General features: G+C 36.7%; 23 protein-coding genes. 4 read left to right on the top strand and 19 right to left on the bottom strand.

The genetic code is table 11. The features are described 5' to 3' along the window. From NYG85_RS02035 to NYG85_RS02015, 5 genes are read right to left on the bottom strand one after another with little or no spacing between them, the layout of a single operon-like run. Window positions 1-345, bottom strand: coding sequence for a hypothetical protein (locus NYG85_RS02035; protein ID WP_284936808.1), 345 nt, complete (start codon window positions 343-345; stop codon window positions 1-3). Beyond that, the gene (locus tag NYG85_RS02030; protein ID WP_284936806.1) at window positions 342-671 is read right to left on the bottom strand and encodes a hypothetical protein; all 330 of its coding nucleotides are present in this window, start codon (window positions 669-671) and stop codon (window positions 342-344) included. Before NYG85_RS02030 ends, NYG85_RS02035 begins: the two co-directional genes overlap by 4 nt. Beyond that, window positions 601-852, bottom strand: coding sequence for a hypothetical protein (locus NYG85_RS02025; RefSeq protein WP_284936805.1), 252 nt, complete (start codon window positions 850-852; stop codon window positions 601-603). The genes NYG85_RS02030 and NYG85_RS02025 overlap by 71 nt, the downstream gene beginning before the upstream one ends. Before the next feature lie 8 nt (window positions 853-860). Then, window positions 861-1,748, bottom strand: a complete 888-nt coding sequence (locus NYG85_RS02020; protein ID WP_284936804.1) for a Mu-like prophage major head subunit gpT family protein — start codon at window positions 1,746-1,748, stop codon at window positions 861-863. Between the two features lie 48 nt (window positions 1,749-1,796). Beyond that, entirely contained in the window at window positions 1,797-2,600 is an 804-nt protein-coding gene (locus tag NYG85_RS02015; RefSeq protein ID WP_284936803.1) for a phage protease, read from the bottom strand. A 260-nt stretch (window positions 2,601-2,860) separates the two neighbouring features. Here NYG85_RS02015 and NYG85_RS02010 point away from each other — a divergent pair, with 260 nt between their 5' ends. The 4 genes from NYG85_RS02010 to NYG85_RS01995 all read left to right on the top strand — a co-directional run bounded on the left by NYG85_RS02010 (window position 2,861) and on the right by NYG85_RS01995 (window position 7,583). After that, window positions 2,861-3,331, top strand: a complete 471-nt coding sequence (locus NYG85_RS02010) for a DUF1804 family protein (RefSeq protein WP_284936802.1) — start codon at window positions 2,861-2,863, stop codon at window positions 3,329-3,331. Between the two features lie 121 nt (window positions 3,332-3,452). Next, window positions 3,453-5,000 carry a phage terminase large subunit gene (terL, locus tag NYG85_RS02005; protein ID WP_284936801.1) on the top strand — a complete coding sequence of 516 codons (1,548 nt, stop codon included), beginning with the start codon at window positions 3,453-3,455 and terminating at the stop codon, window positions 4,998-5,000. Continuing rightward, entirely contained in the window at window positions 5,000-6,400 is a 1,401-nt protein-coding gene (locus tag NYG85_RS02000) for a phage portal protein family protein (protein ID WP_284936799.1), read from the top strand. The genes terL and NYG85_RS02000 overlap by 1 nt, the downstream gene beginning before the upstream one ends. After that, on the top strand, window positions 6,390-7,583 hold the full coding sequence (locus tag NYG85_RS01995; RefSeq protein WP_284936798.1) for a phage head morphogenesis protein: 1,194 nt from the start codon (window positions 6,390-6,392) through the stop codon (window positions 7,581-7,583). Before NYG85_RS02000 ends, NYG85_RS01995 begins: the two co-directional genes overlap by 11 nt. A 665-nt stretch (window positions 7,584-8,248) precedes the next feature. On the opposite strand, the gene NYG85_RS01990 is transcribed toward NYG85_RS01995, so the two are convergent. From NYG85_RS01990 to NYG85_RS01930, 14 genes are all read right to left on the bottom strand, one after another. Then, a complete protein-coding gene (locus tag NYG85_RS01990) occupies window positions 8,249-8,719 on the bottom strand; it encodes a phage virion morphogenesis protein (protein WP_284936797.1) in 471 nt (156 codons plus the stop codon). After that, window positions 8,691-8,885 carry an NrdR family transcriptional regulator gene (locus NYG85_RS12095; RefSeq protein ID WP_432264838.1) on the bottom strand — a complete coding sequence of 65 codons (195 nt, stop codon included), beginning with the start codon at window positions 8,883-8,885 and terminating at the stop codon, window positions 8,691-8,693. Before NYG85_RS12095 ends, NYG85_RS01990 begins: the two co-directional genes overlap by 29 nt. A 52-nt stretch (window positions 8,886-8,937) precedes the next feature. After that, window positions 8,938-9,387 carry a phage protein GemA/Gp16 family protein gene (locus tag NYG85_RS01985; protein WP_284936796.1) on the bottom strand — a complete coding sequence of 150 codons (450 nt, stop codon included), beginning with the start codon at window positions 9,385-9,387 and terminating at the stop codon, window positions 8,938-8,940. Further along, window positions 9,388-9,603, bottom strand: a complete 216-nt coding sequence (locus tag NYG85_RS01980) for a hypothetical protein (RefSeq protein WP_284936794.1) — start codon at window positions 9,601-9,603, stop codon at window positions 9,388-9,390. 64 nt (window positions 9,604-9,667) lie between these two features. Beyond that, the gene (locus NYG85_RS01975) at window positions 9,668-9,877 is read right to left on the bottom strand and encodes a hypothetical protein (RefSeq protein ID WP_284936792.1); all 210 of its coding nucleotides are present in this window, start codon (window positions 9,875-9,877) and stop codon (window positions 9,668-9,670) included. Next, window positions 9,874-10,530, bottom strand: coding sequence for a Rha family transcriptional regulator (locus NYG85_RS01970; RefSeq protein WP_284936790.1), 657 nt, complete (start codon window positions 10,528-10,530; stop codon window positions 9,874-9,876). Before NYG85_RS01970 ends, NYG85_RS01975 begins: the two co-directional genes overlap by 4 nt. Window positions 10,531-10,923: 393 nt before the next feature. Continuing rightward, a complete protein-coding gene (locus tag NYG85_RS01965; RefSeq protein WP_284936788.1) occupies window positions 10,924-11,154 on the bottom strand; it encodes a transcriptional regulator in 231 nt (76 codons plus the stop codon). 91 nt (window positions 11,155-11,245) lie between these two features. Next, window positions 11,246-11,731: a host-nuclease inhibitor Gam family protein gene (locus NYG85_RS01960; RefSeq protein WP_284936787.1), complete on the bottom strand. Its 486-nt coding sequence runs from the start codon at window positions 11,729-11,731 to the stop codon at window positions 11,246-11,248. A 132-nt stretch (window positions 11,732-11,863) separates the two neighbouring features. Next, complete coding sequence (locus tag NYG85_RS01955; RefSeq protein WP_284936786.1) at window positions 11,864-12,229, bottom strand: DUF7768 domain-containing protein; 366 nt, start codon at window positions 12,227-12,229, stop codon at window positions 11,864-11,866. A gap of 58 nt (window positions 12,230-12,287) precedes the next feature. Continuing rightward, window positions 12,288-13,058 (bottom strand): DUF2303 family protein, encoded by a 771-nt coding sequence (locus NYG85_RS01950; protein ID WP_284936784.1) that lies wholly within the window; start codon window positions 13,056-13,058, stop codon window positions 12,288-12,290. 16 nt (window positions 13,059-13,074) lie between these two features. Then, a complete protein-coding gene (locus NYG85_RS01945; protein ID WP_284936783.1) occupies window positions 13,075-13,389 on the bottom strand; it encodes a YfdP family phage-associated protein in 315 nt (104 codons plus the stop codon). A gap of 218 nt (window positions 13,390-13,607) precedes the next feature. Further along, the gene (locus tag NYG85_RS01940; protein WP_284936781.1) at window positions 13,608-13,796 is read right to left on the bottom strand and encodes a sigma factor-like helix-turn-helix DNA-binding protein; all 189 of its coding nucleotides are present in this window, start codon (window positions 13,794-13,796) and stop codon (window positions 13,608-13,610) included. Between the two features lie 3 nt (window positions 13,797-13,799). Continuing rightward, on the bottom strand, window positions 13,800-14,666 hold the full coding sequence (locus NYG85_RS01935; protein WP_284936779.1) for an AAA family ATPase: 867 nt from the start codon (window positions 14,664-14,666) through the stop codon (window positions 13,800-13,802). A gap of 89 nt (window positions 14,667-14,755) precedes the next feature. Further along, a partial coding sequence (locus tag NYG85_RS01930; RefSeq protein WP_489752956.1) for a TnsB C-terminal domain-containing protein occupies window positions 14,756-15,936 on the bottom strand: 1,181 nt, incomplete at its 5' end.

The raw sequence follows: 15,936 nt of genomic DNA, 5'->3' as shown, positions 1-15,936 counted from the left end.
TTAATAATTTTTAACTTTAAACCTAAGCTCTATCTTGGCACAGTAAAGAGAGTTTGAGATAAAAGCAGTTTTTACATCTGCTGTTATACGTTCTGCTCTTGCCGCACCAAAGTCAAAAAGCTTTTTTCTAAGCTCATCTAGCTCTTCAAGCAACGAGCTAGTATCGCCGTTTAAAGAGTTGTGAGCGACTACGATACTAAAATTAGCAGTGTCAGTGCTATCATTTAGACGACTTAGTCCATCAAACATAAGATAGTTACCGTTTTGGTCTATTTGGGAGTATTCGCCTATGCTTATTAGCCCAAACTCATTAACTAAACACGAAGCAAGCTCGTTTAGGCTCATAAAACCTCTTTTCTTGCTCTGCTCTTATAAAATTTAGCAGAGCTGATATCTCCACTTTCTTTTACAAAAGGAGAATTTTGTATAGCTTTTAAAGCCATATCATAAAGCTTCATATCCTCTTCGCTTGGCTCTATTTTTAGATAAAGCTTTAAACGATAGTATGCAAAATCCTCCATAACATAGTAAGCCACCAGCCTACCACCACAAGCCTCTAAGGCATCACTCGCACAACGTTCGCAAAGATCGCTTGTTATCTCACTTTGGTTTTTTAATGCCTGTTTTGCCCTTGCTTGTAGTTTGTTTGCTAGCTCCATCATCTTTGACATCTTTATCGCTCTCTTTTATCTCATTGGGTGGCGATACCACTTCTTGTGGTTTGTCGCTATCACTTAGCTCTATTTCGCCGCCAGCTTGCTTTTCCTCATCACTCAAAGGCTTTTCTTCACTCGCAGCACTTTCATCTTTGCTTAAACCCCTTGCCTTTAAAAAGCTCTCATAGTTACCCATTTTTTATCCTATTCGCTAGGTATGTTTGCGTATGCTTGTTGCCACAAACCATAGCCTGCATTATCCTCAGTATCTACACCATACCTAAACTCTTTACGCATAAACGCTGCCTCATCTTCTAGGCTATCTTGAGCTACAAATTCAGCACTTTTGTTAATTTGAAGTATCAGTGGCTTAATAGCTCTTGAAGTATCAAGTAGATACCACGCCTTTTTCTTGGTAAGTTCATAGCAAACTAAGACTTCAACATCTTTATAGAGTGTGTTTGTTGCTCCGTTTTCATTTTTTTCAGCTAAAAATAGCTCTTTTGCCGTTGCTTCTAACTCAGGTGGAACAACTATAAGCGTAGGACGCACCCTAAGTGGTGAGCCATTATCTTTTATGAGCCGTCCCATCTCTGCTTTTGTTTTTAGATAGTTTTGTGCAGTAAGCTCAAGCTCTGCTAGATTTGAAAAATTTGCACCCTTTATCTCGTGGTCTTTTGCAAAGAATTTCTTACCATCATAGCAGTCGCCATTTTTTTCAAGCAGTCCAAACACCATAGTATTATAATGCTCTGGCACAGCAGAGGCTAAGTCTTGTATCCGAGGTTTTACAATACCTAAATTATCATACTCTATAACATCGCGATGCACTTTTATGCTAGCTTCCCAATCTTTTTTACTAATAGCATAATTCCAAGCCGCAAGTTCATTAAGTGTTCTATCGCCTACCCACTCCCTCATACTAGGAAGATCAGCAAGCCACGAGTAATTAACTGTAATAGTGTTTGCTTTTATCTCAGTTGCAACCTTAGTATAGTCGTTGTTTATGCTTTCTAAAGCGTTGTTAAAAACCGCTTTAAAGCCTTTTGAAACCTCTTTCATATATGCTGTATCTAGTGTTCTTTTTGGCATTTATTATTCTCCTTCTTTATATGTTTTGGCTATCGCCGAACGTTTTACTTATAGTCCCAGCTGAGCTTTAACAGATGGATCTATATTCTCGGTTTCGCTCTTGCTATTTTTCTCTATGTTTTTCTCTTTTAGCACACTTGCTGCTTCGCTCTTACAAACTTCTAAGTAGCTATTAAGGGCATTTGCTTCAAGTCCCAAAGCTGTCTCTTTGCGACTTGGTAGCATCTCACCATTTTTAATAGCACTTTCTATACGTTCTACTTTTGAGTTGTTTTGTTCGGTTTTTAAAGCAGTTTTTAAATTCTCATTTTCAGCTTTTAACACTTCAATCTCACCTTTTAGTCTGCTGTTTTCGCTAAGGCTATCATTAAGCTGTTTTGAAAGCTCTAACTCTTTGTTTTTATCTTCGTTTGGCACTTTTATCTCCTCTTTATTTAGTGATTTATTTAGCAAATTTGGGCGATTTACTAGCCCAACACTTGCAATCCTTACAACCTCTCTTACTCCGTTATCTCTATAATTTATCTCATAGGCTGGGCTTAGATACCTAAAAAGCCTTTTATCAACAAGCTCCTTTCCTACATCTGTATAGTCTAGCTTTGCATATATTCCATCATCTCTTGCTTCAAGGCTATTTATATCAAACCACCCCATAGCCTCACTATCTCTATGGTCTTTATCAAGCAAGATATCCACACCACCAGCTTTGGTATTTGCTAGGACAAAATTTGCATCTATCTTAAAAACTCTGCCGTCATACCCAAGCACCTGTTCGCCTACTGGACTAATTTTTATCTTCTCATTGTCCTTTATGCTATTTAGTTCTAAACATAAGCCTTTTTCAAGTTTCATATCTCACCTTTCGTTTTGCCAATTGTAAGAATTTTTAAAAATAAATCCACTCTAAATAACCGCTATTTAGAGTGAGATAAAAAAATATTTCTGTTAAAGTGTTGTTTGGTAAATATGAATTTAAAAGAAAGGAGAAGGCGAAGTATTTTCAAGAATTTTTGGTGGTTGCGACGTTAAAATTTAGCGAGATAAGACGTTTTGTCTATCGAGTTAAATTTTAACTAGCTCCGCAAAAAGCACCGAAAAGACAAGCCATAAATATGAAAGATAGTGTAAAAGATTTATATGTAAGTGGAAAAAGCATAGATGAGCTTTGCACTGCTTTAAATATATCAAGGCAAACATTTTACTATCACAAAAAGGCTGATTTTAAAAGAGGCATTGACTGGGACGCTTTAAAGCTTTCAAATTTAAGAAGCGAAGAGGAGCTTGAAAATAAAGAGGCGTTGTTTGTAAATAGCCTAATACAAAATTACGAGAAATTTTTACAAGAAGCCGGGACGCTATCGCCTGAGCACATAGAAAATCTACATAAATTTGCAAAAACATACTGGTCTATAAAAGCTCCACGCCAAATAAATCAAAAAGAGATTGAGCTAAAAACAGCAAAGCTTACCATTAAAAGCATAGCAGAACTTGCTATTTCTCACAAACAAAACGAAGTGGCTAACTGGCTAAGCCAAAACGCCGAAGCTATCATCTTAAAAGTGGTTAAAAGTGATAAAAATTAAAAACTTGCAAAAACAAGCCATTTTAAAGCGTTTTAGCTCTTGCCTATACTCTGATATTACCAAAAGGGATTTAAACGTTTTTAAAAGGGGTTTAAACATTTTTAAAAGGGGTTTTTGAGTGATGAATATTAAAGAATTAGAAAATTATTTAAAATCGCTGCCAAACATCCTTGATGGCAATGGCGATTTAAGATATAAAAGAGCCTGTGATGATTTTAAATTTTTCGTGCTTGAATATTTTAGCCACCAGCTAGGATTACAGAGCGGTTTTAATGTAGATAGCTTTAAAGAGCAGAGTAAATTTAGGCTATTTGTTTATAACGAGCTTGAAAAAACCTGCCAAAAAAACAGGCATATTTTAATAGAAGCTTACAGGGGTGGGGCAAAAACCACGCTTATTACAAGACTTCACACCTTATGGCTTTTGCTTACAAATCGTAAAAATTACGCCATAGTCGTAAGCTCAACGCTTGATATTGCCACCGAAAGTGCAGACACGATAAAAGTGGAGCTTGAAAACAACTCAAAGCTAATTAACGATTTTAAAATAAGCCTAGGCGAGAAATGGCGTGGCGATGAGTTTATATTTTTAACAAACAGCACCCCTAAAAAGATTAAATTTTTTGGTTCTGGCAAAAAGATAAGAGGCACGAATTTTTTAGGCAAACGCCCTGATATCATCATTGCTGACGATATAGAAAATGATGAAAACGTGGAGTCTTTAAAACAGCGTGAAAAGCTCTATAAATGGTTTAGAAAAGCTGTTTTAAAGCTACCTAGCAGACACGATAGCACCTATAATATTATCGTCGTTGGCACAAGGCTTCATCACGACGGCTTACTTGCTAGGATTAAACGGCTAAACTCATTTATTAGCTTTAACTTCCCATTAGTTGTTAAATTTCCAGATAATATTGATGAGCTAAATAAAGACAATATTAAAAAAGCCAAGATTATAAATATGGTGCTTGATGATGAGAGCCTTGATAAAAGGGCTATTTTAACCGACTTTTTAGATGATAAAGAGAGCTTTTATTCAGAGTATCAAAACGAGCCGTTAAGCAAAGACGGAGCTATTTTTAGCGAGTATAAAACATTTGACGTTATGCCAGTTTGCGATGCTTATTACATAGGCATTGACCCAGCACTTGGCAAAACTAGGGGCGATTATTTTGGTGTTGCCTTGCTTGGCAAAAAAGATAAGCAGTATTATCTAGACACAAAGGGCTATAAGTTAAAGCCTGATATTATGATAACAAAGATAATGCAGCTCTACTTAGGACTTTTAATGCTAGGTAAGCCAATAAAAATCGCAATTGAAACTATTGCATTTCAAGAGTTTTTTAAGGATAAGCTAAAAGAGGAGTGTGCCAAAAAGGGCATAACATTAAGTGTTTGTGAGCTTAAAAACTCAGTCGCAAAAGAGCTTCGCCTAGACTCATTTGCCCCTTATGTTACGGACGGCACGATTATGGTATGTGTAGATAACACACTGCTTATTGAGGAGCTTGATACATATCCAAAAGCGCCGCACGATGATTTATTAGACGCTTCTGAAATGGCATTTAGGATAGCCTCATCAGTTGGAGTGGCTGATTATAGGGCATTAAATAGACTAACAAAGAAAAGCAAAAATATAATAAAATCAATAAAACAAAGGTATAGTTAATGAAAAAAATAGTTTTAAAACGAACCGATAAGGCTGATATTCTAGGCTCTGTAAGTTATGATTTGGTAAAAACAGCTATAACAGGTCAAAATTTAGAAAGTTTAGTAAAGGTTTATGAGTATTTTAAGACCACCGATACACAGATAGGCTCTGAAATTTTTAAAAGAAGAGTGTATGTCTGCTCTTTACCACTTTTTTATGAGAGTGAAGATAAAACACAAAACGAGTTTATATCTAACTATTTAGAAAATGCTAAATTTAAAAGACTACTTTTTGATATGAGCTCAGCTATCGCTTATGGTTTTGCACCTTTTTTAAAGCAGTATAAAAACGATGACGGCAAGATATTACCTGACTTTAAATACATTGAGCCAAGATACTTTAACACTGACAAAGATGATAGACTATATCTAAAACAGAGCTTTGATAGGGTTTTTGTTGATGATGATAGTGAGCTTTTTTGGTTGCACTACCACCCAACCGATAGTGGAGATATAATCACTCAAAGTTTAATGTATCGCATAGTAACCATAGCTGCACTAAAACATCTAGTTATATCAAAGTATATGAGCTACTTTGACGCACTCTCTGTTCCACCGCTAGTTATAAACTCAGATGCAGTGGCTGACGAAAACCAAAGTGAAGCCATCATAGAAGCAGCCGTAAATTTAAGAGCCAATGGAGTTGGACTATTTGGCAAAGACGACTTAGTCAATCTTATAAATGGTAATGTTGATAAAGGTACTTTCTTAGACTTTATAAGATACTGCGATGAAGCTATATCAAAGTCTATCACAGGGCAGATTCTAGCTGGTAACTCCCAAACAAACGGCACACAAGCACTAGGGCGTGTGCATAACGAAGTAAGGCAAGATATTTTACGCTTTGATGCTGGAGTAATGTCAGCTAGCCTAAAAGAGCTAGTTTATGCCATACTAAGTCTAAATTTTAGCAATGTTAAACCTTTTAAGGTGGCACTTGATGCAGGACTTGAAACTGATGAGGAGCTTTTATCGCTAGTTTATGAGCGGATAAATAATATGGGTTATGAAATTCCGGCTGAATTTTTAGAACAAACCTTTAAAATTAAGGGGTTAAAATTAAAGCAAAACAAGCAAGAAAACAATAAAAGCACCATTTTAGAACTTAACAGCACTAAGCAAAATTTAGCGCTGGATAAGTTTGACTTAGCACTGCAAAGCACCGATTATCAAAACGCAGAAAAAAGCGTTTTAACAGAGATTGAAGGCGTGTTAAATGAGATTTTAAAAGATAGCTTTACCTTTGAAGAGGCTTTTAAAAAATTAAATGAGTTAAAAACCGATATCCCATTAGAAAAATTAGAAGCGTATTTAATAAACGCCATTGCAAACAGCGAGATTTTAGGCTATGAAAATTAATTTTTTTGATAAGCCAATAAACACTTTAAACGTTTTAGCTGGGCGAAAAAGTGAGCTACATTTTGATTATGATGAAATTATACACGAGGCTCATTTAAGAGCCTTTACGATAGCAAAAATAACAAGGCTTGATTTGCTTGATGACATAAAGCAAAGCTTAGAAATAGCACTTAAAAATGGACAAGGCTTTAAAGAGTGGAGCGAGAGTTTAAAGCCTACTTTGGCAAAAAAAGGCTGGCTAGGCAATGTCAGCGTAACAAATCCAAAAAGTGGCGAAGTAAAAGAAATTTATGTAGGAGCTAAACGCTTAAAAAGAATTTATGAAACCAATATGCGTGTAAGCTATGCAAAATCTAGATATGAAAGCCAGATGAACGCTACTGGTGAGTATTTTCGCTATATTGCAGTGCTTGATAGTAAGACGCGTCCTACACACGCTAAACTTCACGGCTTAATCCTGCCAAAAACACATAAATTTTGGGATAAAAACTATCCGCCAAATGACTGGGGCTGTCGGTGTGAAGTGCAGGTTTTAAACGAATTTGAGATTAAAAGCAAAGGCTATCACGTTACAAACATTAAAACCCTGCCAAACATAGCCACCGCTGACTGGGCGTATTCTTTTAAAGATGAAAGCCAAAATTTGCAAGATTTGCTTATAAAAAAAGGCGGCGGCGCTGATGATTTTAAAGCCATAAAAATCAAGACTTGGCAAAGGGGACTTGATGATATGTTAAACGCTGTGCTTAGTGGCAATATCATTAAAAACAAAGCCTACCAAATCGCACAGATTGGCGAAGTTAAACCAAATATCAAAGACACCCTAGCCAAGCAAGGCGTGGCGTTAAAAGCTAGCAGTATTGCCATTTATCAAAACACCATTTCACACATTATGCGTGATACTAAGCCAAAAAATAAAAAGCCAAACGTGGCTGAAATAAGGGGCGTTGTTGGTGTATTTGATGAAGCTAAGCACGTGTTTTATGATACAGATGAAAAAAGGTTATTATATTTTTATGGTTCTTTACAAGACGATAAAATGATAAATTACACAGCGATACATCTAAATTATGTATTAGAAAAATTTAGAACAGATAACTTTATTGCAACAATTAGCAAAATGCCTATTATTAATTACAAAGGGATTTTAAAAAACAAAAAGAGATATGAAAAAATAAAATGAGACAACGTTGGAAATCGAAATCCACCATCCACACCCTTTTGGCTGCCAACTGCCCTCTCTGTTGCATCTATTGTCTCATTTTAAAAAAAAATCAAGTAGTGCGGACTCGAACCGCCATATGTGTAAAGCCACTCGCCTACCTTATACTGGCGCATAGCTACTTGACCTATTGCGGAATTATATCAAAAAAACAAAAATTAGCAAAATTTAAAAAAAGGAATAAAAATGATTAGTTACACAAAAGCCCCCACTAGAAATTTCAAAAATGCATAAAAAATTTAAGGTAAAAAATTACGTGATAACGCTTGATAAGTTTTTTAGGCAAGAATTTTTTACATTACTAAAAAATGGTGAGATTAAAAAGGTTAAGTAGGGCGGTGGGACTTGAACCCACGATAACCGCCGTTGTTCCATCTAGTGGCGACGTCCAGCTACACTCTCTGCTGCCATCTGCCCTACATATTCAAGCAGTGCGGACTTAAACCGCCATACGTGTAAATCACTCACCTGCCTTATACTGGTGCATAGCTACTTGACCTTAATATTTAAAAGGGGTGGGTAGGATTTAAGCCCACAACATAAAGAGCACTATGTGCCTCACGCTATTACCCGTCATAAGACTTAGCAATCTTCACCCCAACTTATCTGCATAATATACCACGTTTTTATCTATTTAGCTCTTTTGTAGTTCTTGATATGATTAGTTTTTTGATATTTGATTTTAGTTTTTTCTCTAAATTTCCGCTTTTATCCACAGGCAAAAAAGGACGTGCGGGGATATTTCTTTTGTTAGAGCCGTATTGATGAGATAAACCGTATGCAAAGTCGTTATTTTGTGAGTTGTTTGATACGGTTACACTATTTGCAGTGCTTCTTACTTCCCATTTTGAGTATAGGTTGCCGCTATCTCTTAAAATTTTACTTGATTTACCTTTTTTCTTTTTATACTCTTTTGTCTTATTGCTTAGCTCTTGCCACTTATCGCCAAACGGCGAACTCTCATCTACAAAGGCATCTTTTATAGTATTTGATGTCATATTTCCTATATCATCAAATAGACTCTTTTTAAGGGTATTGCTTTCTATATTTTTTAGTCTTGCTTCAAGGCTAGTTAGCTCTTTTATGATTACACTCATATCTAATCTTTATGAAGTTTTCAAGATACTCATCATTTGGCTTTACACTCTCTATGGTAGTCCAAGTCTGTTTGCAGTTATCACACTTTCTAAAGCGTATAGTTTCAAGGCCTTTTATGGTAGCTCCCACCTTAGTCTTCTCATATCCGCAGTAAGGACAAAACATCTTTACTCCTGTTTTTTGCCCATTCTACCACTTTTTTAATTTTTTTCATACTCTAGGCTTTTGCTTTGTCTTTTAAGACAGCATTTAGTCCCGTTATCACGCTTGTGGCTTGCTTCTTGCTTAATTTATTTAAGTATGAACTATAAAGCAACAGAGCCTTACACTGTCTATTTATAAATTTCATTAGTCTAGCATCGTCCCAGCCGAGCTTACTAGCTAAGACTTTGATTTTTTCTATCTGTTTGGCGGTTATTTTAGCCGGATTTAGTATGTTTCGTCCGGCATAGTCAGGCTTTATATCAATTTCATCATTACATCTTTGATTTAATATGTCTATAACAATATTTAGCTCTTTTATGCTTAGCTCCTTACTGCTACTCACGCCAAATCTAAGCTCTAGCCACTCGCTCCAAGCCTCATTTTCTTTGATGATTTTATACTGCGGATGAGTATGTATGCGGGTTAGCAATTGCTTTCTATAAATCTCTTGAGCCTTGGTCATTTATAGCCCCTTAAACCATAAGTATTTATGCAAAAAACCCCAACTTAAACCGGTGCATCTAGCCATTTTTGAGAGATTTAGCTTTCCGTTTTTAAATCGGTAAAAGCTTAGGTCGTAATTTATCACATCTTCAAGCCTTGCTTTATAGGTAGCCCTTTTTATAGCCGCTAAATTAGATATGTGAATTCTTTGCTTAGTCGTTAATTTTTTTGCCATTTTAAATCCTTTTTAAAATATCTTTAAAGATACTTTAAAAAGGGCTTACGCCCCTATTTGATTATTAGGTTTTTTTGTATATCGGTGTGTCTTGCAACTTTTTAGCCATATCAAAGCACACATCATCGAGCAGATATAAAGCCTGTGTTAATCCTTTTACGCTTCCGTCATCATTACAAATCCTACCAAGTCCTTCAAGTAAAACGCTAAGTCCAAGTAAAAGATCTTTGGCATTATCTACCTCATCTAAGAAAAATACACTAACCTCTTTCATAGCACACCCCTTATAGCATTTCTTACAGCATCGCGACTTCTATCCATCCTTCGGCAAATTTCACCCTGAGATAGCCCACTTTTATACAGCCTTACTATTTCGTCTTTTTCGCTTTTATTTAGGCGGGTAGATTTTTTAATCGTTTGTAGCTCGTTATTTTTTGTATTTTCTAGCTTTTCTATAAGCTTTCTTTGAGTTGATATAAGTTCATCTTTTAGGGTTAAAATTTCAAGCTTAGCATTATCTGCTTCGGTTGATTTGTCTTTTAGAGCGGTTAGGACTTCGGTAAATTTATCGTTTGCTATGCTGCCATTTTTTATCATCGCCTCCATTTTATTAAAGGCGGCAATAAACTCTATTTTCCACCTGTAAGCCTTCTCGCCAGTAAAGCCCATAACCAAAAGCGAAAAGCCGTCACGTGAAATTTTATAATACGGCTCACTTCGCACGACAGCCCCAAATTTGGCGGTTCGCTCCGTGAGCCGAAAATTTAGCTCACGGAAATCATCGCTTGGATAGTCTTTAATAATATCTAAAATATGAGTGTGTCTTTTTTCGAAAACTTCTGCAACTTGCAATGAAGTGGCGAATATTTCATCGCCAACCACTTCAAAAACTACATTTACGTTATTTATAGGGATTAAAACACTCATTTTTTAAGCTCCTTAATCTCTTTTTTTATTTTGATGACTTCAATCGTCAAACCTAAAACAGACACCGCTAAAATTAGCGTTAAAACACTTTGTAACATAATAGCCCCTTTATGATATAATAAAGGCAAGCGAAACGATACGCAAGGTGGTTGGGGCGACCGCCCCCTTAGCTCACATTTTAACGCCTTTGGCTTAATAGTTTGATAATTGCCGTTATCAAAACTACAACCGCAGTGGTCAAGTTGATGATTTGCTCTGCGTTTTCCATCGTTTCGCTCTCCTTTCTATCAAACACTTTATTTGTGTTTGATAAAAGGATTATACCACTTTTATTGTGTTATTGTCAAGGTTTTAAAGTTATATTTTGTGTTTTTATGTAGAAAATTAACACTTTTAAAGTGTTTTTGATAATATGGCTTTTAAAGTCCTAAAATCTTCAAGCTCCTCTTTGAGCTTTAAATTTTCAAGATATAACATTATGGCAAATTTTAGCGGTTCGCTAATCTTATCTTGCCTTGAAGCGTTGTTTAACGCACTCTCACTATACCCTATCAACTCCCCAAGTTGCTTATATGTTAAACCAAGCTCTTTGCAGGTTTGTTTGATAAGATTGTCGTTTGCCATAAATTCCCCTTTAAAAGATGTGATATTCTACCTAAAAACCACTTTTAAAAACCTTAATCAAAAGCCCATTTTTAGGGCTTTTTGTTAAAGTTTAGCTCATCTCTAAACTCTCAATTTTTGGCACAATTCTAAAATTATCCTTTACCACCCTTTTAAGCCCCAGTTTTACTAAATCTTCATCTTTTAGCTCAGCTAAGGCTTCTTTATTTGGTGTTTCCGTATATGTTATGCACTCTTTGGCTAGTCCAAATGCCTTTATTGAGCTTATTAGGCTTTCAAGTTTTGCTTTTACTCTTGGTATGCTCACACTCTTGCTTATGCGGTAGCCTATCTCGCCAAAGGTAAATTCTTTGCTTCGCTTCTCAGCAAACTCAGCCTTATTATCCTCGCAAAATAGCGTTATTTGCTGCTCTATAAAGTTCTTTTCACTCTCTAAACGCTCAACTTCACTTTTGCGTGCCTCTTTTATGCGGTTGCATTCAATCGTTACTTCGCCGTTGATTTTCTCAATCCCTACACTTAGCTCACAAAGTCTTTTTAAAGCGACATCAACATCGCTAAAACTATTTATTTGCATATTTTCCTCCTAAGATTTTAAATTTCATCGCGAATTTGAGCTTGCAAACGTATCCGTAAAGAAAGCCTATGGCGTAGTCTTTATCTTTTTTGGACTTAGACTTACTAGCTTTTCTTACGATATGTAGTGGCATTAATCAATCCACAATCCGCCGTCTAAATCAAGCTCGGTTATGCCAAGCTCTCTTGCGTATTCTCGCTCTTTTTTCATACCTTCGCTAAGATGACTATCCGGGTGTAAGTCGTAAAAATACGCATAAGAGCAGTGGCTAAGTAGCTCAAGTCCAGCTTCAAGCACACGCTCTCTATCTTTTTGCTCGTCAAATATCTCGCTAAAAGCCAGTATGGGGCTAATAGGCGTATATCCAGCTTCTTTTACTCTTTTGCAAGTATCTTTAGCTATGCGTTTTGCTAAAAATGGGCGATTTGATTCGCTTACACCGCGCAATCCCGCATAAGGCGTAGCAACATAGACAAGTCTCATAGTCGTTTTACTCATCGTTTCTCCTTTCTTAAAATTTAACTTTATCGGAGGCTAATTTTAGCCCCCTGTAAAATCAATTTAAACTAGCTTTATAAGCCGTTACTTCATCGCACCGCTCTTGTATGTTTTTTACAAGTTCGTTTAAAACCTCTCGCCTTACCGCTTCTGCCGTATAACACACAAGTCTTATATTAAACTCGCTATCGTTTTTAATATCTACAAATAGTTCTACTTCAAACTCGCCCATGAGCCTAACGTCGGCTTCATAAATAGGCAACTTAAAGGTTATCTTGTTTGGCAGGGTTAAGTTCTCTTTCGCACCCGATTTTATCTCTACATCAAGGCTTATCTTTGAGCTTGTGTTCTTTTGCACGCTGTCAAATTTCTTTACTGCCTGCAGGCTCTGGGCTAGCTCTATTACGTCCATATTGTCGTTTGGTTTGCCGTCTATATTGGTTATATACATAAACAGAGATTTAAGTAAAAATACAAAATCTCTTTGTGATAAATTTACGCCTAAGTGTTCGTTAAAGCTATAATAAAATGGCGTATAAGCTAGGTTTAGCCCTATGCGTTTTTCGCAAAACTCCGCTCTGTCTTTGGTGTTAAAATCCACTATGCACTTTATGCTTTTATCATCAAAAAATAGCTTTGAGTTTGGCTCTTTATACTCATTTACTAGCCCTACGAAGCTATCTACGTCAAGTGCGTTTATGTCGTAGCTGTTTCTTAGAGGCTCTTTAAGCAACTCGCCTCTTAATATATAGTCTTTATGCACTATGACGGCTCTTTTATCGCTATCTATCTCTATGCTTGGCACTATGTATTCGTTTTCTCTTTGCATTTTTTATCCTTTATTTTTAAAAATCAAACACCAGCTGATCTGGTGCGTTTCTGCTAGGCAACATCTCGTTACTAACGTAAAATCTAGTCTTTATAGGCTCTTTTGGCAGATTTACGCTGTTTGAGCCAAACACTACTATTTGACCACTTTCGTGCTGGTCTGGCTTTATGATTAGTTTTAGAGTTACATTTGCTGACTTTTGGGTCTGAACAACTGAATTTATTGCTTGTTTTAGATTTTTTGAGGTTTCGCTTAAAAAAGCTCCACCACCTAAGCTTCTTAAAGCATCTATTAAGACATCTATGTCGCTATTTACTACTGTTTGTGTCATTTTTTATCCTTTTTTTTGTTTTTAGGGATTTTTAATCCCACCGCCACTCTTTTTAAGTCTTTTTGACGTCATTAAGCACTTAATTAAACCGCCCATAAGCGGCTTATTAAACACTTAAATTTTTATCGTATCAACGGCTTTCTTAGAGCCTTTAAAGCATATAAACTCGCCATCAAGCTCATAAAATTTGCGTGAATAAAATCCGTTTAGCCCTCGTATCATCCCACCACCTCACTTTCACTATCTCTTTTGGCTCTTTCATCCTCTATCTCTTGTAAAATTTCCCTTATTCTCTCCCACGCTTGCTTGTTTCTAGGATGAGAGAGTTTTGCGATAGCACGCTTTTCTATCTGTCTTACTCGCTCGGTGCTAAGTCCTAAAATTTTAGCTATCGCAGCGTGTGTCATCGCTTATCCTAGTATTACCATCTGAGTTGCATTTGCGATAATTTCATCATCAAGCTCACAACCATTTAGCTCTGCAAGTCTTAGTGCCTTTTTATATAGCTTTGCAGAACTTCTAAAGTTGCCTTTGCTATACTCATATATTCCCGTACCGAAAAAGCCCTCACACTCCGCCTCGCTCAGTCCTTGCATGCACCACTTACCGCATATGCGTGAGTAAAGTTGCCTTAGCTCCTTATTCTTACCCATTAGGTTATTTAGCAGTATCTCAGTCCCACAAAGCACCATCGTAGTGTGAGAAAAGTCATATATCCGCCTTAAATCCTCCAAAGCCCTTAAAGGCAGATGCTCTGCTTCATCTATTAAGATTATCTTGTCATTATCTTTTAAAAACCTAGCCACAGCCTTTAATTTCGCATTGATACTACTTACACCATCTATCTTTAACGCCTCACAAAGCTCCTCTAAAAGCACCTTAGCCGTAGTATGACAAGTAGCCTCTATTAGCACTGCATTTGGGCTATTTTTGGCAAATTCTTTAAGTATAGTTGTCTTTCCAGTCCCAGCACTACCGTATATCAGAGCTATCTCACGCTCATTTATAGCCTCACTTATGACAAACTTTGCCATCTTTGCATCTTTACTAGCATACACTTCATCTTTTAGCACGGCACTTTTTGTCTCGCTCTTGTTTTGGTAGTTGCTTATGTATTTTTCTATCTTTGTAGCAACGCTTTTAGCATCACCCTTATATGCACCCTGCCTAAACTGACTTATCACAGCACCGCTAACACCTATCGCACGAGCAAGTGCCGAAGCACTTATCCCCGTATCTTTTAAAAACTCATTGAGTTTAACTATGATCTCTTGCATATTTTTTGTCCTTTTTTGATTTATTTTAAAGACTTTTAAAAATGTTTAAATGCGTTTAAATGCCGTTTAATACGCTTTTAAAAGGCTTTTTATTTAGCTCCGAAATGCTCCCATCCTTTATGTTTTTTGCCTCTTTTTATATCACTTCCAGCCACTTTTAAAGCCTCATCACTTATTGCCTCGTTTTTCATAACTCCTCCAGCCACTTTTAAAGCCCTATTTATCATCATACCCTCACCATTTACCGCCTCTATCTTAGGGCACGCAGCACCACTAGCCTCCACGCTTCTTACAAAGCTCTCAAACCTAGCCTCACTCTCTCTTCTAGCTATCTGCATAGCCCCCTTAGTCTCTTTTACTCTTCTGTTAAAGAGCTTTTGTGATGCTTTTGCAACTTCTACGCTTGTTCTCGTCTTATCGTCAATTGCTACGGCTACATCTATAAATTCGCCCTTTTCGTTCCATAAAAAGCACTCGCTTTGATTGTTGATGTTTAAATTTGCATAGACGTTGTTATATCCGTGCATTGTGATGTTTTGATACCAGATGCCGCCCACGCTTATACCTTTTTTACTTACGCTTTTTAGCTCTCTTTTGCCAAGCCTTGCGCTTAGGCTTAGTGCGTCCATCGCCACCGCTTCGTTAGCTTTTTGATTATAAGCCTCCGCCACGCTCATTTCTAAACGCTCCAAATAGCGAGTATTTAAAAATTTCTCAGCGTAAAGGTCCATTAGTTTTTGCACTTGCTTTAAATTTTTAAGCTCTCTTAAATTGGTTTTATAGCCCTTTTTAAGGCGTCTTTCCTTTTTAGAGTAGAAAAACTCAATGGCTTGTCTTTGCGTGATGTTATGACCGATAAAGCCGGCTAAATTTGCGGTAAAGTTATGTTGAAGTGTTCTAAAATTTCGCTCCACGTAAGGTTTGAGCCATCCGCTATAAGCCCTTACGGCTCTGTATTCAATCTCAAGCGCATTCATCACGCTATTTATATATTCGCTCTTAAACGCCTTGCCGTTATCGCCTTTGATTACTTGCGGTTTGCCGTATCTTAGGATATATTTAGCCACCGCTCTTGCTATGCCGACAGAGTTTTCGGTGTCTGTTATATGAAATGTCGCCACGCCCGAATAGGTATCAATTAGAGCGATTATCGTGTAGCGTTTTTGCCACTCTTTAACATAGCTTTCAAACTCCTCTTTATCTTTAAATATGTTATTTACGGCCTTAAAACCTATCATTTCGCAAATATCACTTGCACTACAAATCAAAT

Source organism: Campylobacter gastrosuis (genome assembly GCF_030249845.1).
Classification (GTDB): domain Bacteria; phylum Campylobacterota; class Campylobacteria; order Campylobacterales; family Campylobacteraceae; genus Campylobacter_A; species Campylobacter_A gastrosuis.
The sequence above is the reverse complement of the archived record's forward strand: the minus strand, read 5'-3'. Positions and strand labels throughout refer to the sequence as shown.

Excerpts from the sequence above, each read along its gene's own strand:
- NYG85_RS02035 (WP_284936808.1), bottom strand. The coding sequence starts at position 345 with ATGAGCCTAAACGAGCTTGCTTCGTGTTTAGTTAATGAGTTTGGGCTA.
- NYG85_RS02030 (WP_284936806.1), bottom strand. The coding sequence starts at position 671 with ATGTCAAAGATGATGGAGCTAGCAAACAAACTACAAGCAAGGGCAAAA.
- NYG85_RS02025 (WP_284936805.1), bottom strand. The coding sequence starts at position 852 with ATGGGTAACTATGAGAGCTTTTTAAAGGCAAGGGGTTTAAGCAAAGAT.
- NYG85_RS02020 (WP_284936804.1), bottom strand. The coding sequence starts at position 1,748 with ATGCCAAAAAGAACACTAGATACAGCATATATGAAAGAGGTTTCAAAA.
- NYG85_RS02015 (WP_284936803.1), bottom strand. The coding sequence starts at position 2,600 with ATGAAACTTGAAAAAGGCTTATGTTTAGAACTAAATAGCATAAAGGAC.
- NYG85_RS02010 (WP_284936802.1), top strand. The coding sequence starts at position 2,861 with ATGAAAGATAGTGTAAAAGATTTATATGTAAGTGGAAAAAGCATAGAT.
- terL (WP_284936801.1), top strand. The coding sequence starts at position 3,453 with ATGAATATTAAAGAATTAGAAAATTATTTAAAATCGCTGCCAAACATC.
- NYG85_RS02000 (WP_284936799.1), top strand. The coding sequence starts at position 5,000 with ATGAAAAAAATAGTTTTAAAACGAACCGATAAGGCTGATATTCTAGGC.
- NYG85_RS01995 (WP_284936798.1), top strand. The coding sequence starts at position 6,390 with ATGAAAATTAATTTTTTTGATAAGCCAATAAACACTTTAAACGTTTTA.
- NYG85_RS01990 (WP_284936797.1), bottom strand. The coding sequence starts at position 8,719 with ATGAGTGTAATCATAAAAGAGCTAACTAGCCTTGAAGCAAGACTAAAA.
- NYG85_RS12095 (WP_432264838.1), bottom strand. The coding sequence starts at position 8,885 with ATGTTTTGTCCTTACTGCGGATATGAGAAGACTAAGGTGGGAGCTACC.
- NYG85_RS01985 (WP_284936796.1), bottom strand. The coding sequence starts at position 9,387 with ATGACCAAGGCTCAAGAGATTTATAGAAAGCAATTGCTAACCCGCATA.
- NYG85_RS01980 (WP_284936794.1), bottom strand. The coding sequence starts at position 9,603 with ATGGCAAAAAAATTAACGACTAAGCAAAGAATTCACATATCTAATTTA.
- NYG85_RS01975 (WP_284936792.1), bottom strand. The coding sequence starts at position 9,877 with ATGAAAGAGGTTAGTGTATTTTTCTTAGATGAGGTAGATAATGCCAAA.
- NYG85_RS01970 (WP_284936790.1), bottom strand. The coding sequence starts at position 10,530 with ATGAGTGTTTTAATCCCTATAAATAACGTAAATGTAGTTTTTGAAGTG.
- NYG85_RS01965 (WP_284936788.1), bottom strand. The coding sequence starts at position 11,154 with ATGGCAAACGACAATCTTATCAAACAAACCTGCAAAGAGCTTGGTTTA.
- NYG85_RS01960 (WP_284936787.1), bottom strand. The coding sequence starts at position 11,731 with ATGCAAATAAATAGTTTTAGCGATGTTGATGTCGCTTTAAAAAGACTT.
- NYG85_RS01955 (WP_284936786.1), bottom strand. The coding sequence starts at position 12,229 with ATGAGTAAAACGACTATGAGACTTGTCTATGTTGCTACGCCTTATGCG.
- NYG85_RS01950 (WP_284936784.1), bottom strand. The coding sequence starts at position 13,058 with ATGCAAAGAGAAAACGAATACATAGTGCCAAGCATAGAGATAGATAGC.
- NYG85_RS01945 (WP_284936783.1), bottom strand. The coding sequence starts at position 13,389 with ATGACACAAACAGTAGTAAATAGCGACATAGATGTCTTAATAGATGCT.
- NYG85_RS01940 (WP_284936781.1), bottom strand. The coding sequence starts at position 13,796 with ATGACACACGCTGCGATAGCTAAAATTTTAGGACTTAGCACCGAGCGA.
- NYG85_RS01935 (WP_284936779.1), bottom strand. The coding sequence starts at position 14,666 with ATGCAAGAGATCATAGTTAAACTCAATGAGTTTTTAAAAGATACGGGG.